Below are 13,793 nucleotides of genomic sequence, written 5' to 3'. Positions count from 1 at the left end.
CGCAACCTAAAACTCGGGTGGGCCGTCGTACGGAGCGTCGTCGTCCGAGTAAAACGGGATGTCGTTCTCGTCGCCGGGAACCGACGCTGCCGGGGCTGTCGAAGGACGAGCGGTAGCCCGCGAAGCAGCGGGTCGTGACGAAGCAGCTCGGGAAGCGGCAGGCCGCGTCTGGCGCGCGGGTGCGACCTTCGCCGACGCAGCCGCAGGTGCCGCAAACGCGGGAGCCGCGGCATCCGTCGCAGTAACGCTTGTCGCTTCGACAGCCCTCCCCGCAACGACCGCAAGCACCGCGGCACCATAGGTCTCGAGCTTCTTCTCGCCGACACCGCTGATTTCCGAAAGCTCAGCCAATGACTCGGGCTTGGTGACGGCAATGCCGCGCAGGGTGGCATCCGCGAACACCACGTAGGCGGGCACGCCGTTATCGCGCGCAATCCCCGAACGCCACGTGCGCAGGTTCTCGAACAGGTCAGTGGCCGACTCAGGCAGGTCGGTCATGACCTTGCGCTTCGCCGCACCGCCGCCAGCGCCAGAACCGCGTGCCTTGCGCGGCGCTTCCTTGCGTAACTTCACCGTGCGCCCACCGCTCAACACCGACGCACTTTCGGGCGTGATCGCGAGCGTGCCGTACTCCCCTTGCACCGTCAGCAGCGACTGCGCCAGCAACTGCCGCACGACAGAACGCCAGTCTTGCTCCGACACATCCGAACCAATTCCGAAGGTGGCCAGATCGTCGTGACGCTGCTGCGTGACGCGCGGGGTGGTCTTGCCGATGAGGATGTCGACCAGATGCCCAGCCCCAAACTTCTGGTTGCGCTCGCGCTCCAGCCGCACAATGGTGGACATCAGCTTTTGGGCCGCAACCGTGCCATCCCACGACTCGGGCGGAGACAAGCAGGTGTCGCAGTTGCCGCACGCCGTCGATTCCTGGCCGAAGTAACCGAGCAACTGCACTCGACGACATTCAACCGTCTCGCAGAGCGCGAGCATCGCATCGAGGTGCGCGCTCAGGTTGCGACGGTGAGCTAGGTCGCCACCCGACTGATCGATCATGCGGCGCTGCTGCATGACATCCTGCAAGCCGTAGGCGAGCCACGCGGTCGCGGGCAGCCCATCACGGCCGGCACGCCCCGTCTCTTGGTAATAGCCCTCGACACTCTTGGGCAGGTCTAGGTGAGCCACGAAACGCACGTCGGGCTTGTCGATGCCCATGCCAAACGCGATTGTCGCGACCATGACCATGCCCTCTTCGCGCAAGAAGCGGCTCTGGTTGCTGGCGCGCACACGAGAGTCAAGACCTGCGTGATACGGCAGTGCGGGAATACCGTTCTCGACCAAGAACTGCGCCGTCTTCTCGACCGAGGCCCGCGACAGGCAATAAACGATTCCGGCGTCGCCCGAGTGTTCGGTGTTCAGCAGCGTCAGCAATTGCTGCAGCGGCTGCGCCTTCGATTCAATGCGGTACTGGATGTTGGGCCGGTCAAAACTAGAAACATACTGAGTAGCGTCGTCGAGCTTCAGTCGCTGGGCGATCTCTTTGCGAGTGGCCTCAGTCGCGGTCGCGGTCAGCGCAATACGCGGGACGCTCGGCCACAGGTCATGCAACACATCCAACTGCAGGTAGTCGGGCCGAAAGTCGTGGCCCCACTGGGAAACACAGTGCGCTTCATCGATGGCGAAGAGCCCGATCTGGCCCTGTTTGAGGAGCGAGACTGTTGAGGAGACGCGGAGGCGCTCGGGCGCGAGGTAGAGCAGATCCAACTCACCAGCCCGGTACGCGTTTTCGACGCGAGTGCGCTCGTCGACGGACTGGGTGGAGTTGAGAAACTCGGCACGAGCGCCAACGGCGGCCAGGGCATCCACTTGATCTTGCATCAGGGCGATCAGCGGCGAAATAACAACACCGGTGCCCTCACGAACAAGCGCAGGAATTTGATAACACAGCGACTTGCCGCCACCAGTAGGCATGAGCACGAGTGCATCTCCGCCGCCGACGATGGTGTCGATGATTTCGCCCTGCTGCCCCCGGAACGAGTCGTAACCGAACGTGGACTCAAGAACAGACTGGGCAGACACCATGCCGAGAAGTCTAGGCGCAGCCACTACCATTGGCATGATTCGTCCCCATAGCGACAGGCACCATGTTCACCGTATTTCTCGGGCTTTCTAGCGCGCTCACGTTCGGTGCCGCAGACTTCTTTGGCGGAATCGCAGCCAAGCGAATTAGCCCCATTTTGGCGACCGCCGTCGGTGCCGTTGCTGGCCTCGCTGCGCTGCTGCTGATCTTCCCGTTTGTCTCGAACGTATGGTCAACCGAGGCTGTTCTTTACGGCGCGATCGCTGGCGTCAATAGCGCGGTCGCAATCGGCCTGCTCTACGCCTGCCTCGCGATCGGGCCGATGAGCATCTTGTCGCCCGTGACCGCCGTCATGTCGGCAATTGTTCCCGTGACGGTCGGCTTGCTGCGCGGAGAATCTCTCGGGGCGTTTGGGTTCGTCGCGATCCCGATCGCGCTCATCGCTGTGGTGCTCGTCGGATTCGTTCCCGAAAAGGGTGCCGTGCGACCGAGTGCCAAGGCACTGCTCATGGCGGTTGGTGCGGGCAGCGCGATCGGACTGTTCTTTGTGATTCTGGATGCCGCCCCCGACGACTCCGGCATCATCCCCGTTGTCGGCAACCGCGTCGTCAATGCACTGCTCATGTTCACGCTGTTCTTTGTTCTGGCGGCATTGGCCAAGCGCAAACGAGCCGGAGCGCCAGCCCCCGCCCGCTCGCCCCTTTGGCGTCGCGGACTGTACTTCGCCATGATCGGCGGCACCCTCGACGTGATCGCCAATATGGCGATCATCACGGGGGTTCGCATCGGCGACCTCTCGGTCATTGCCGTGCTGACCGCGCTCTACCCGGCTGGCACTGTGCTGCTCGCGGCAATTGTGTTGCGTGAGCGAATCGCCCCGGTGCAATATCTGGGCATTGCGTTGGGCATCATCGCAAGCGTCCTCCTCGTGGTCGGCGGCTAGCGCGCACCCACTGCGCGAAGCCCGCGCACCTTCGCGCTGCCGGGCTCCGCAGCTCTGGGCCCTACCCCTTCGTCGAGCCGGCGAGCAGTCCGCGAACGAAGTAACGCTGCAGGGCAAAGAACACGATGAGCGGCACGAGAATCGAGATGAAGGCGCCGGCGGTGAGCAGGTTCCAGTCTTGGCCGCGGCTACCGGTGATCTCTGCCAGGAGTTTCGTCATCGGAGCGACTCGTCCATCGGCAAACACCAGCGCCACGAGCAGGTCGTTCCAGACCCACAGAAACTGGAAGATCGCGAAGGAGGCAATCGCTGGCATCGTGAGCGGGAGCACGATGCGGAAGAAGACCTGGCCGTGCCCAGCGCCATCTACTCGCGCCGCTTCAATGAGCTCCGAAGGGATCTCGGAGACGAAGTTGTGCAGCAAGAAAATGGCCAGCGGAAGAGCAAAGATCGTGTGCGCGATCCAGACCTGCGAATACGAGTTGGAGGCGTTGAGGCTCGAGAAGATTTCGATGTCACCGATCGACAGCCCGCGAGAGAACAGGCTTAGCAGCGGAACGAGTGCCATCTGCAGCGGAACGATCTGCAGAGCAAAGACGCCGATAAAGATCCAGTTGCGGCCGGGGAATTTGATCCACGCAAACGCATATGCCGCGAGGCTCGCAATCACCAGCGGGAAGATCGTGGCCGGCAGTGTGATGGCGATCGAGTTGATGAAGGCGCCAGCAAGGTTGAGCGTGCTGTTTCCGGCCGCCAGCACCTCGGTGTAGTTGTTGAGCGTGAAGCCAGGGTTTTGGAAGATCGTCCACCAGCCGTTGCGAAGAATTTCTTCGGGCGGGCGAAGCGATGAGACGAAGAGCCCGAAGGTCGGGGTCGTCCACAACACCGCGATTACCAGTGCGGCGATCGTGGCGCCGCGGCTCGTCAGGCGCTTTTTGGTGCGCGTGGCGGATGACTGCTTTTCGCCCCGAGCCAGTTGCTTCTTAGTCTTCTTGTCGAGTGGAAGCTTCGCGGGCACTGTCGCGGTCATCGGATCTCCCTCTGCTTAGCAATCTGTCTCGCGTTGTACACAACAATCGGCAGCACCATCACGAACAGCACGACCGCGAACGCGGCTGACCTGCCGACCTCAAAGCCTTGCCACTGCGAGTACATCTCGTTGGCAATGACGCTGGTTTCGTTGGCGCCGGCGGTCATGGTGCGCACAATATCGAAGACCTTCAGGGAGGCAATCGAGATTGTGGTGAGCACAACGACAAGGGCGCTGCGGATGCCCGGAACGGTGACATTGGTAAAGCGCTGCCAAGCGTTGGTTCCGTCGAGCTCCGCAGCCTCAAGCTGCTCGGCGGGAACGCCCTTGATCGCCGCGGAGAGAATCACCATGGCGAAACCGGTCTGAATCCAGATCAGCACAACAATCAGGAAGAACGTGTTCCAGGGCGAGTTCGAGATCCAGTCGACCGGTTGCCCTCCCATCCAGACCACAATCTGGTTGAGTAAACCGATTTGCTCTTGATCTGCGGGGCGCACGGCATAAACGAAGCGCCAAATGATGCTCGCGCCGACGAAGGAGATAGCCATCGGCATGAAAACGAGCACTTTGAAGATCTTCTCGCCGCGCGATTTGTCGATGAAGACGGCATAGGCGAGACCGAAGATTGTGGATACCGTCGGAACAATCAGTACCCAGACGAAGGTGTTGAGAACGGTGCGAATACCGGTGTCTTGAGTGAAGATCCAGATGAAGTTTTCAAGGCCAACGAAACGTGTTCCGCGGCTATTCATGAAGGCTTGAATCGTGGTTTGGATCGTCGGGTAGATGAGGCCGATGGCAAGAAGAAAGATTGCCGGGCTCATGAAGCCGACGAGCTGGAAGAGATAGCCAGCGCCCTGCTTAGAGCGGTAGTCGAGAAGGAAGAAGAGCCCACCGAAAACGGCTGCTGCACCGGCTGCCCAGTACACCGAACCCAGCGCCCAGAAGATGAGCGCCGGAATGAGCACACACGCCGCAGCGCGGATGATCGTGTACTTGCGGCCACTGCGCGGGGCGATCTCGATGAAGAAGATCAGTAAGGCGATCACCGCGAAGAACGCTAAAAGCACAAGCGGAATTTGAGCGAGCGCGGGAAGCGTGGAAATCCACGCGAGAAAAGCTGACATTAGCGACCTTTCGAGTGCATCACTGGACTCTTCACTTCACTGGCATTGCTGCTATTTCGACTCTACCGAGGAGTCGGAGCGAGCGGAAGAAATGAGCGTGGGCGGGAAGCGACATGTTCCCGCCCACGCTCATCGTGAGACGGTGCTACTCAGACGGCCAGGACGCGTCGATAGTTGAAAGCACGTCTTCGGTTGACTTGCCGTTGATCCAGTCGACCATTCCGGTCCAGAACGATCCGGCACCAACAACACCCGGCATGAGGTCGGAGGCGTCAAAGCGGAACGTCGTGTCTGGGTCCTGCAGAATCGTGATGGCCTCCTGCAGGATGGGGCTGCTCGCGTTTGCAGGATCGAGGCCGCTGTTTGCACTCAGGACGCCGCCCAACTTGACCCGGGTATTCGCCCAATCGGAGCTCGACAGGTACTCCTGCACGGCGATCGTGTCTTCGTCGTTCGAGAAGGCCCCGACGATTTCGCCACCACCGGTGACAGCGTTTCCGCCAGCTTCAGCAGATGGAGTCACGAAGGCCCAAATGTCAGCGTCTGGGCCGACCGTGGCATTACCGTTCTTGGGGTCTTGAATGAACCCGTCGAAGAATGATGCCTGGTGGTGGAGTGCACAGCTTCCGTCGCCGAGGGCACGAGCCGCATCGCCAAACGGAGTGCTGTTGATTGACTTCACATCACCGAATCCTGCATTGACGAACTCTGGGTTGAGGAGGATCTCACCGACAGAATCGAAGGCCGCGACGATCGCGGGGTCGCTAAAGGGAATCTCGTGGGACACCCACTTGTCGTAAGTCTCCGGACCGGCTTCGCGGAGCACGAGGTCTTCAATCCAGTCTGTTCCTGGCCATCCTGTTGCGGCATCCGAACCGAATCCGGCACACCAAGGCGCGGTTCCGGAGGTGTCGGCGATCGTCTGGGTGAGCGTGAGCATTTCGTCCCACGTTTCGGGGACCTCAACGCCCCATTCGGCGAATTGCGCCGGCGAGTACCAAACGAAACCCTTCAAGCTGGCCATCAGCGGAGCGCCGTAGAGAACGCCGTCGGTCGTGCCGTAGCCAGCCCAGTCCTCTGACCAGAACTCATCCACGTTCGCTTGCACACCCTCGGGGGCTGGCTGAATATATCCGCGGGATGCGAGGTCTGCGATCAGGCCAGGCTGCGGGAAGATTGCGATGTCAGGAGCATTGCCGCCCTGTGCCCGGATGCTGATTTGAGCTTCGAACTCTTTGCTCGATTCGTACTGGATGTCGATGCCATTGGCCTCTTCCCAGTCAGCCCATGACTCTTCGAGCAATTCGGCCTCGGTGTCGGCAATCGTGCCGTAGATCGTTACTACGCCATCAGCGTCACCCGCGTCACCGGGGCCATCGGCGCCGGATCCTGACGCGCACCCGCTCAAAACCATCGTTGCGACGCCAAGAGTGGCGATGGGCAGAAGTGCCCGTCGAAAGTGGTGGGAAATCATACAAATCCTCCTCGTCGAGGTTTGCCCGCAGGCCGAGCAGCGTGCGGGGGAACAACTGCAGCTCTGAACCCACTCACTGATAGCAGCTCAAGAGAGCGTGTTCATAACTCACGCTAGGCCACGGTGAGAGATTTGTGCAAGCGCTTACGCTACCGATCTGTCTACCGAAACCCGAATGAGACATAGCGCGCACAATCGTGCGCCACGTGCGCGCGTTTTGCGCAAATTTGAATGGCCCACTTTTGCGGTGTTCACTGGACTCATGGAACAAGGATTGATCATCGACTGGACCCAGATGCCCACCTACAACACGATCATGTCGCTCGCCGCTGGCGCCGGCTTGCTTAGCCTCGTGTTGTTCGCCCGAAAGTTGATGGCGGGTGACGACACCGACTTCCGTGGCCACGCCATGAACTTCGGCGTACTGGGCCTGATCCTCACGATTACGGGCACACACATGACCCTGACGTGGCCATTCGCCACTTATTTCCCCTTTGACAACATCATCTTCGGTGAGCCGAGTCTCGCATTCGGTGTTCTGCTGCTCGCAGCGAGCTTCGTGCTCTGGCGTCGAGCGTCAGTGCTCGAAGAGTCCAAGGATGCCGCGCGCGCGGTTGCTCGAACGGCCGAACCCCTCGGCGTTCTCATCTTCGGCCTCGGACTAGCGCTCATTGCGATCGCGTTCGCCGGAGTAATTTTCCAGCTCTTCGTCGCGCCGCCAGAAGAACCGATCTCTGGCTACTTCTCGAAGTGGCCCTATGTCGAAATCATCTTCATGTCTGGGCTCTTCGCCCTCGTCGGAGTCGGTGCACTGCTCTTCCCGTTCGCCGCTCGCAGCTTCATCGTGCGCAGCACGCCAACGAAGATTCAGTGGGTCACCGGCGTCGCGCTCGCTCTCGGCGGAGTCGCGTTCTTGCTCTTCGGCGCTCTCAACTTCTTCACCCACATCGGTCTCATCGTCAACACGATGGGCTAGTTTGCGCCGGCCGCATCGTCGAGGCGATGCGGCTATCGCAGCCTAAACAATGAAAGGCACTGCGACAGCCACAGCTACGATCGCCGCGACCAGCGACTAGATGTAGATCGCGGGGTCGGTGTAGGTGAAGTTGTCTTTCGAGGCCTTCGTGCCACGCTTGGGGCGCGCCACTGCAGGAGCCCCGACGAGTAGCGAGTCGGCAGGGGCATCCGCCACTACTACCGCACCGGCACCGACAACCGAGCCGGAGCCGACCGTGATGTCGCCGAGGACTGCTGCCCCAGCACCCACGACAATGTCGTTGCCGAGCGTGGGGTGGCGTTTACCGCCCTGAGCGCTCGTGCCGCCCAGAGTGACTCCGTGATAGATCAATACGTCGTCGCCCACAATTGCTGTCTCTCCAATGACGACTCCGGAGCCGTGATCGATAATGACGCGGCGGCCAATCTTTGCGCCAGGGTGAATCTCAACACCCGTCAAAAAGCGCACGTATTGGGAGACCACGCGGGCAAGAAAGAATGCCCGCGCGGTCCACAGCCAATGACTAAAACGGTAACCCCAGACGGCGTGCATTCCCGAATAAGTCAGCCAGATCTCGAAAGCACCACGGGCTGCGGGGTCGCGTTCGCGCACGGCAGCGATGTCTTCACGAGTTCGAGCAAACAATAGGAAAATCCGTCGTTAGTGGTGGTTAGCGGCGCTGTGTTGTCGTTATGCAGCTTTAGTCAACGAGGTCTTCGTAAAGAAGAGTCGACAGGTAACGCTCGCCGAAGCTCGCGATGATGACAACGATGGTCTTGCCGGCGTTCTCGGGGCGCTTAGCCAACTCGAGTGCCGCGTGAACGGTTGCACCGGAGGAGATACCCGCGAGGATGCCCTCTTCTGCAGCGAGGCGGCGAGCCATCGTGACTGACTGCGTGATGTTGACGTCGAGAACCTCGTCGTACACATCGCGGTCGAGGATCTCAGGCACGAAGTTGGCGCCGATTCCCTGAATCTTGTGGGGACCTGGGGCTCCGCCGTTGAGGATGGCGGACTCTTCTGGCTCAACAGCAACGACCTTGATCTCAGGGTTCTGCTCCTTGAGGAAGCCACCAGCGCCGGTGATCGTTCCTCCGGTTCCGATTCCGGCAACGAAGATGTCGACGGTTCCGTCAGTGTCGTTCCAGATCTCGGGACCCGTGGTTGCACGGTGGATGGCGGGGTTCGCTGCGTTTGCGAACTGTCGGGCCGCAACAGCGCCCTCAGTGTTCGCGACAATTTCGTCGGCCTTCTCGACGGCGCCGCGCATGCCTTCACCGGCAGGGGTCAAAACGAGTTCTGCACCGAACGCGCGAAGCAACATGCGGCGCTCCTTGCTCATGCTCTCGGGCATGGTGAGCACAACGCGGTAACCGCGGGCTGCACCAACCATGGCGAGGGCGATGCCAGTGTTTCCACTGGTGCCCTCAACGATGGTTCCACCGGGCTTCAACGCGCCAGCCTTCTCGGCAGCATCGATAATTGCGACACCGATACGGTCCTTCACGCTGGCGGAAGGGTTCTGGAATTCGAGCTTCGCGAGCACTGTAGCGCCGGCACCGTCTGTGACGGAGTTGAGCTGAACCAGCGGAGTATTACCGACGAGTTCGGTGATGTTCTTATAGATACGACTAGCCATGATTCAGGGGTTCCTTCGCAGGTTGGAGATCGATGGGAGCTTGCTCACCATAGTTAGTAGCAATCAGCACGCCAAATTTATTTCATCAAACTGGATAATTCTGTAACAGACACTGCGCGAAAAGAGGGCCCCGCAGAGCGGGACCCTCTTCGCTTTTTCAGCTAACGGTTAGGTGTTCTCTAGAAGACGAGCACCAACCGTGGCCAGCTTGAACTCGACTCCACCAGATCATTACCGGAGTACTGAACCGAGATGAAGTGGATGCCGCGGCTCAACTTCGGCAGCTTCACCGAGTTCTTGCCCTTGTTACCGACCTCGGCTGTAGCCACAGCGGTGCGACCGTCATACACGGTCACATCACCCGCCGTCGTGCCATCCTTGCCGACGGTCACTTTCGTGTCGACCGTGATCGAGCGGTTGCCCCAGACCAACCAGCTGGAAGGACTCGCGCTGACTTTCGACGAGATCTTCTCTACTGATTGTGAGTCCGACACAGCCACACCATCCGAGTAACCGTCCTTGCTGGCAGTGACTTGCACGCTCAGCTCGGTGCCGATGTCCTCTGTGGTGATGCGGTAGCGGCTGTCGGTCGCATCAGCGATCGGTGCGCCATCCCGCAGCCACTGGTAGCTGTAGTCCGGTGACCGTACACTCCAGTTTCCGTGAACAGCCTTGACGGTTTTGCCGACTTCGACCTTTCCGCGGATGCTCGGAGCCTTCGTGTTCTCGATAGCTTCGGCAGTCGTGGTGACCTCAATCGGCACCGCAACCGCGGTATCCGTTCCGGGAATCATCACGGTCAGCGTCAGCGTGCCCGTAGCCGTACCGGCCGGAATCGTGACGGTCACTGTTGCGCGACCCTGTTCATCCGTTGTATCGACGATGGTGCGGTCGATCGCTGCCGAACCGAGCACGGTTCCGTCGACCGAAACCTCAACCGTGGTGGCGTCTGAGCCACCGCGGCTAAAGGTAAGCGACGACAGGTCGAGTGTGACGTCATCTCCGGGGTTGTACCCGTCGGCATCTGGTGCCGAAACAACAGCGCCAATAGCACGCTGTTCAAGAGGCGGGCTTGCGACCGCGTTCTCTTCGAAGTACTCGACCATGGACTGCAGGTCGATACGTCCACTGTCTGCGCGGTTGGTTCCTGCAGCGAGAGTGGCGAAGTTATCGCCACCGGCTGCCAGGAAGGAGTTCGCAACAATCTTGTAGCTGGCTGCGGCATCCACGGCAACACCGTTGAGGTACATCGCCGTTACTCGCTCGCCCTGGGCTGCGGTGGGGTCGTACGAGTACGTCAACCCTTCCGAAACGCCGAGCTTGAGGAACGGACGCTGCGCACCAGCTGGTTGCCACTGCTCTTCAAGAACCATCTTGATCTGAGCGCCGGTCAGCGACATTGTCGTGAGGGTGTTACCGAACGGCTGCACGTTGGCGGCCTCGCGGTAGGTCACATCACCGTCAGCGTCGCCGACTCCTGCGGACTCGTAAACAAGGTCGGTTCGCAAACCACCAGGATTCATGAACGCAATCTCTGCACCCAATTCGGATGCTGCCCAGAGCTGAACATCCGCAACAAAGTTGCCGAGGGTCGACTCTCCGCCGCGGTTCTCCGGGAACGGTGTTGTGGCGGTCGGGTTCTGAACGGCACGGAACAGGCTGTCGGAGATTTCACCAACCTTGACGTTGCCCAGCACGTTGGCGAGAGCAGTTGCCTCATCAACGATTGCTTGCACAGCCGCGTCAGGCACAAAGCCTGTGATGGGGAGAACCTCAGCGCTGAAGGAAATGATCTCCTGCGTTGCCGGGTCAACCGTCAGGTCGAAGTGACCGTAGTTGGTTCCGTACTGTCCGGCCGAAACGACCAAACGTGGGCGGTCCATGCCGGGCACAGTGACCTCGTGGTCGTAGGCGAGGTGAGTGTGGCCCGAGACGATTGCATCCACCTTCGGGCTCAGGCCCGTGACGATCTGCCCAAAGGCCGAATCATCCGTTGACGCTGAGATGTTGGTGGATGCCGCACCCTCGTGAACGAGGAGAACGAGAACGTCAGCTTCACCATTGGCATCGTTGCCGTCGGTGAGGTAGTCGGCTACCCGATCCACTTCGCTGACGATTCCGCGAATCTCAAGCGAAGCGATGCCAGCGGGGCTGACCAACTCGTTGAGGTCTTCGGTAACAGCACCAATGAATCCCACGGTGACTCCGTCGAACTCTTGCAGGAAGTACTCGTCGTAGGCCGGAGCGTTGGTGCCACGGTCGTAGAGGTTCGCTGCGAGGTAGGGCCAGTTGGCGGCATCCAAGATGCGGTCGTCAACATCGGCACGACCCTGATCGAATTCGTGGTTACCAAATGAACTTGTGTCGAGTCCAATTTCGTTGAGCACGTCGATCGTGGGCTGATCGTTCTGGATGAACGAGGTGAAGGTCGACGCACCGATGAAGTCACCGGCACCAACAAACGTGGTGTTGGGGTTCAGAGCTTCCCAGTAGTTCACCATTCCGCCGAGCTGAGCTGCGCCGGGAACTCCGCCGCCTGCTTCGATTCGGCCGTGGAAGTCGTTCGTCGTGAGAATTTCGATCTCGACCGGCACCGCTTCAGTGCTGAGGCCAATGCTGATCGGGTCGTGGTCGCTCGAGCGGAACACGGTGCCCGCTTCGGTTGCTCCGAAGGCGTAGCCGCGATCGCCCCACTCAGGCGAGTTGATGTTCCAGACAGCAGCATCGGTCACGTTGTCGGCAAGCGACGGCGAGACAATGACGTGGTCAAGCGATCCCAGTTCACCATCAAACGTGTAGGTGTACTGGTCATCGGTTAGCGCTGCAAGGGTGTCAACGTAGCCCGCCGAGGTGAAGACCTGAATCGGGTCTTCTTCGGAGTAGGCATTGAAGTCACCAACGAGAACAACCTGGTCGCTCTTGGCTGGGTCAGCGGAGATCGAGTCAACGAGAGCCTTTACTGCCGTGGCCTGTTCAACACGCTCGACGTTGAAACGTCCCTGGCCGTCAGCGGGCTCAGCACCCGAACCGCCCTTCGACTTGAAGTGGTTAGCGATCACCGTGATGAGCTCACCGTTCGACTCAAAGGTTTGAGCGATCGGCTCACGCGCGATGTCCCACACCGTCTCATCAACCTGCGTGAAGCTGTCACCTACCGGAGTAGCTGCTGCCGGCTTGAAGATGATTGCGTTCGTGATGAAGTCAGTGATAGCCGCATCGTTGAGCGCCGCTGGCGTGCGAACGTAGTCCCACGTTCCGGCACCGGCAGCCGCGTTGAGAGCACCCACGAGATCCATGAGCGCTTCGTCGAGGTCTCCCCCCAGCTTGACCGAGTTCTCGATCTCCATGAGACCAACAACATCCGCGTCGAGCGAGTTGATAGCGGCAACGATCTTCGACTGCTGAATAGCGAACTCTTCAGCAGTATCTGCGCCACGAGCATCCGAGTCTTCACTCGTCAGTGTCGTGAAGTAGTTGTAGACGTTGAATGCCGAGACCTTGAAGTCACCGCCAACGACCGGAGCTGACGCTTCACGCGGGTTCGTCGACGTGAACGTTGGGCGATACTCCGCCGGGCTCGCGTCGTTGATCGCGATGGTCGGCTGCAAACGCCAGTCATCGAAGCCGTAGCTCAGAATGTAGGGGTTTGCCGGGAAATCAACGGTGTCGCCGTTGCGAACAACAGTGTCAGCCGAGAAATACGGCTGCTCACCCGGGTGCGACCCGTTGGAAATTTGGATGCTGTAGCCATCATCGAGGAAGATGCGGCTGGCACGGTTGGCGGCGGCGATCGCGTTGGCGGCGTCTCCGGCATCCGTTGTCTCGGTGCTCTTGACTGCTAGCTCACTCGGGCTGAGCCAAAGGGTGCCGAAGTTGTAGAGCTGGTGGCTCGAGCTGACGAGGTAGTCACCGGTGGGGGCGACGAGCATCGACTCGAGGGGTTCGCGGTCGTTGCCGACAACGCTCGCATCGAGAGCGGATGCTTCAACCAGATCAGCCGGGTCGAGGTTGGCCGCTGCAGTGACGAGTTCAACCGTGGCTGGCGTTGAGCCGGCACCGAGCTGAGTTTGACCGAAGCGCTCATCGACGGGACCTGTTGCCGTGACCTTGTCGCCGAGTGCAACGGGCGGGTTCTCGTTGTTGAGGTAGAGGAAGATTCCATCGGAAGCGCCGGGGGTAGCATCGCTTGCCCCACCCGATCCGGGAGTCTGGATGACAATACCGCGGTAGCCGGAAGCCCCGCGGTAGTCAGCGGTGACGACACCTTCTACGGTGACAGTCGAGCCCGTCATTGGGCTCGATGCTGTGGTTCCTTGAACTTCGGCAATCGTCGCCGTTACATCGGCGGCGAATGCGGCAGGAGCGGTAAGCGTAGCCAGCGCGATGGCACAGGAGGTGGCAATAGCCCCTACCGAGAGTCGCGTTGACCTGCTGCGTTGATTATGCATAACGGGCAGTCCCCTTCAGAATTGTGAAATCTGCGGTCTACCCCATAACAGGGGT

General features: G+C 60.2%; 9 protein-coding genes. 2 read left to right on the top strand and 7 right to left on the bottom strand.

The features are described 5' to 3' along the window. Positions 1 to 6: 6 nt before the first annotated feature. Positions 7 to 2,079 carry a DNA helicase RecQ gene (gene recQ / locus FFT87_RS04100; protein ID WP_219950092.1) on the bottom strand — a complete coding sequence of 691 codons (2,073 nt, stop codon included), beginning with the start codon at positions 2,077 to 2,079 and terminating at the stop codon, positions 7 to 9. Positions 2,080 to 2,141: 62 nt separating this feature from the next. On the opposite strand from recQ, the gene FFT87_RS04095 reads away from it, so the two are divergent. Continuing rightward, entirely contained in the window at positions 2,142 to 3,020 is an 879-nt protein-coding gene (locus FFT87_RS04095) for a DMT family transporter (protein WP_219950091.1), read from the top strand. Between the two features lie 61 nt (positions 3,021 to 3,081). Here FFT87_RS04095 and FFT87_RS04090 read toward each other — a convergent pair whose 3' ends face one another. The 3 genes from FFT87_RS04090 to FFT87_RS04080 all read right to left on the bottom strand — a co-directional run bounded on the left by FFT87_RS04090 (position 3,082) and on the right by FFT87_RS04080 (position 6,654). After that, the gene (locus FFT87_RS04090) at positions 3,082 to 4,050 is read right to left on the bottom strand and encodes a carbohydrate ABC transporter permease (protein WP_219950090.1); all 969 of its coding nucleotides are present in this window, start codon (positions 4,048 to 4,050) and stop codon (positions 3,082 to 3,084) included. After that, complete coding sequence (locus FFT87_RS04085) at positions 4,047 to 5,180, bottom strand: carbohydrate ABC transporter permease (protein WP_219950089.1); 1,134 nt, start codon at positions 5,178 to 5,180, stop codon at positions 4,047 to 4,049. Before FFT87_RS04085 ends, FFT87_RS04090 begins: the two co-directional genes overlap by 4 nt. 145 nt (positions 5,181 to 5,325) lie before the next feature. Then, a complete protein-coding gene (locus tag FFT87_RS04080; RefSeq protein ID WP_219950088.1) occupies positions 5,326 to 6,654 on the bottom strand; it encodes an ABC transporter substrate-binding protein in 1,329 nt (442 codons plus the stop codon). Positions 6,655 to 6,916: 262 nt separating this feature from the next. Here FFT87_RS04080 and FFT87_RS04075 point away from each other — a divergent pair, with 262 nt between their 5' ends. Beyond that, positions 6,917 to 7,630: a DUF981 domain-containing protein gene (locus FFT87_RS04075; RefSeq protein ID WP_255560047.1), complete on the top strand. Its 714-nt coding sequence runs from the start codon at positions 6,917 to 6,919 to the stop codon at positions 7,628 to 7,630. Between the two features lie 96 nt (positions 7,631 to 7,726). Here FFT87_RS04075 and cysE read toward each other — a convergent pair whose 3' ends face one another. The 3 genes from cysE to FFT87_RS04060 form a co-directional block, all read right to left on the bottom strand. Next, entirely contained in the window at positions 7,727 to 8,296 is a 570-nt protein-coding gene (gene cysE / locus FFT87_RS04070) for a serine O-acetyltransferase (protein WP_219950087.1), read from the bottom strand. 55 nt (positions 8,297 to 8,351) lie between these two features. Beyond that, positions 8,352 to 9,290 carry a cysteine synthase A gene (cysK, locus tag FFT87_RS04065; RefSeq protein ID WP_219950086.1) on the bottom strand — a complete coding sequence of 313 codons (939 nt, stop codon included), beginning with the start codon at positions 9,288 to 9,290 and terminating at the stop codon, positions 8,352 to 8,354. A 179-nt stretch (positions 9,291 to 9,469) separates the two neighbouring features. Next, positions 9,470 to 13,738 carry an ExeM/NucH family extracellular endonuclease gene (locus FFT87_RS04060; RefSeq protein WP_219950085.1) on the bottom strand — a complete coding sequence of 1,423 codons (4,269 nt, stop codon included), beginning with the start codon at positions 13,736 to 13,738 and terminating at the stop codon, positions 9,470 to 9,472. Positions 13,739 to 13,793 lie beyond the last annotated feature (55 nt).

Origin of the sequence: Salinibacterium sp. M195, assembly GCF_019443965.1 — a bacterium.
Taxonomy (GTDB): domain Bacteria; phylum Actinomycetota; class Actinomycetes; order Actinomycetales; family Microbacteriaceae; genus Rhodoglobus.
This window is presented reverse-complemented; position numbering and strand designations above follow the sequence as displayed.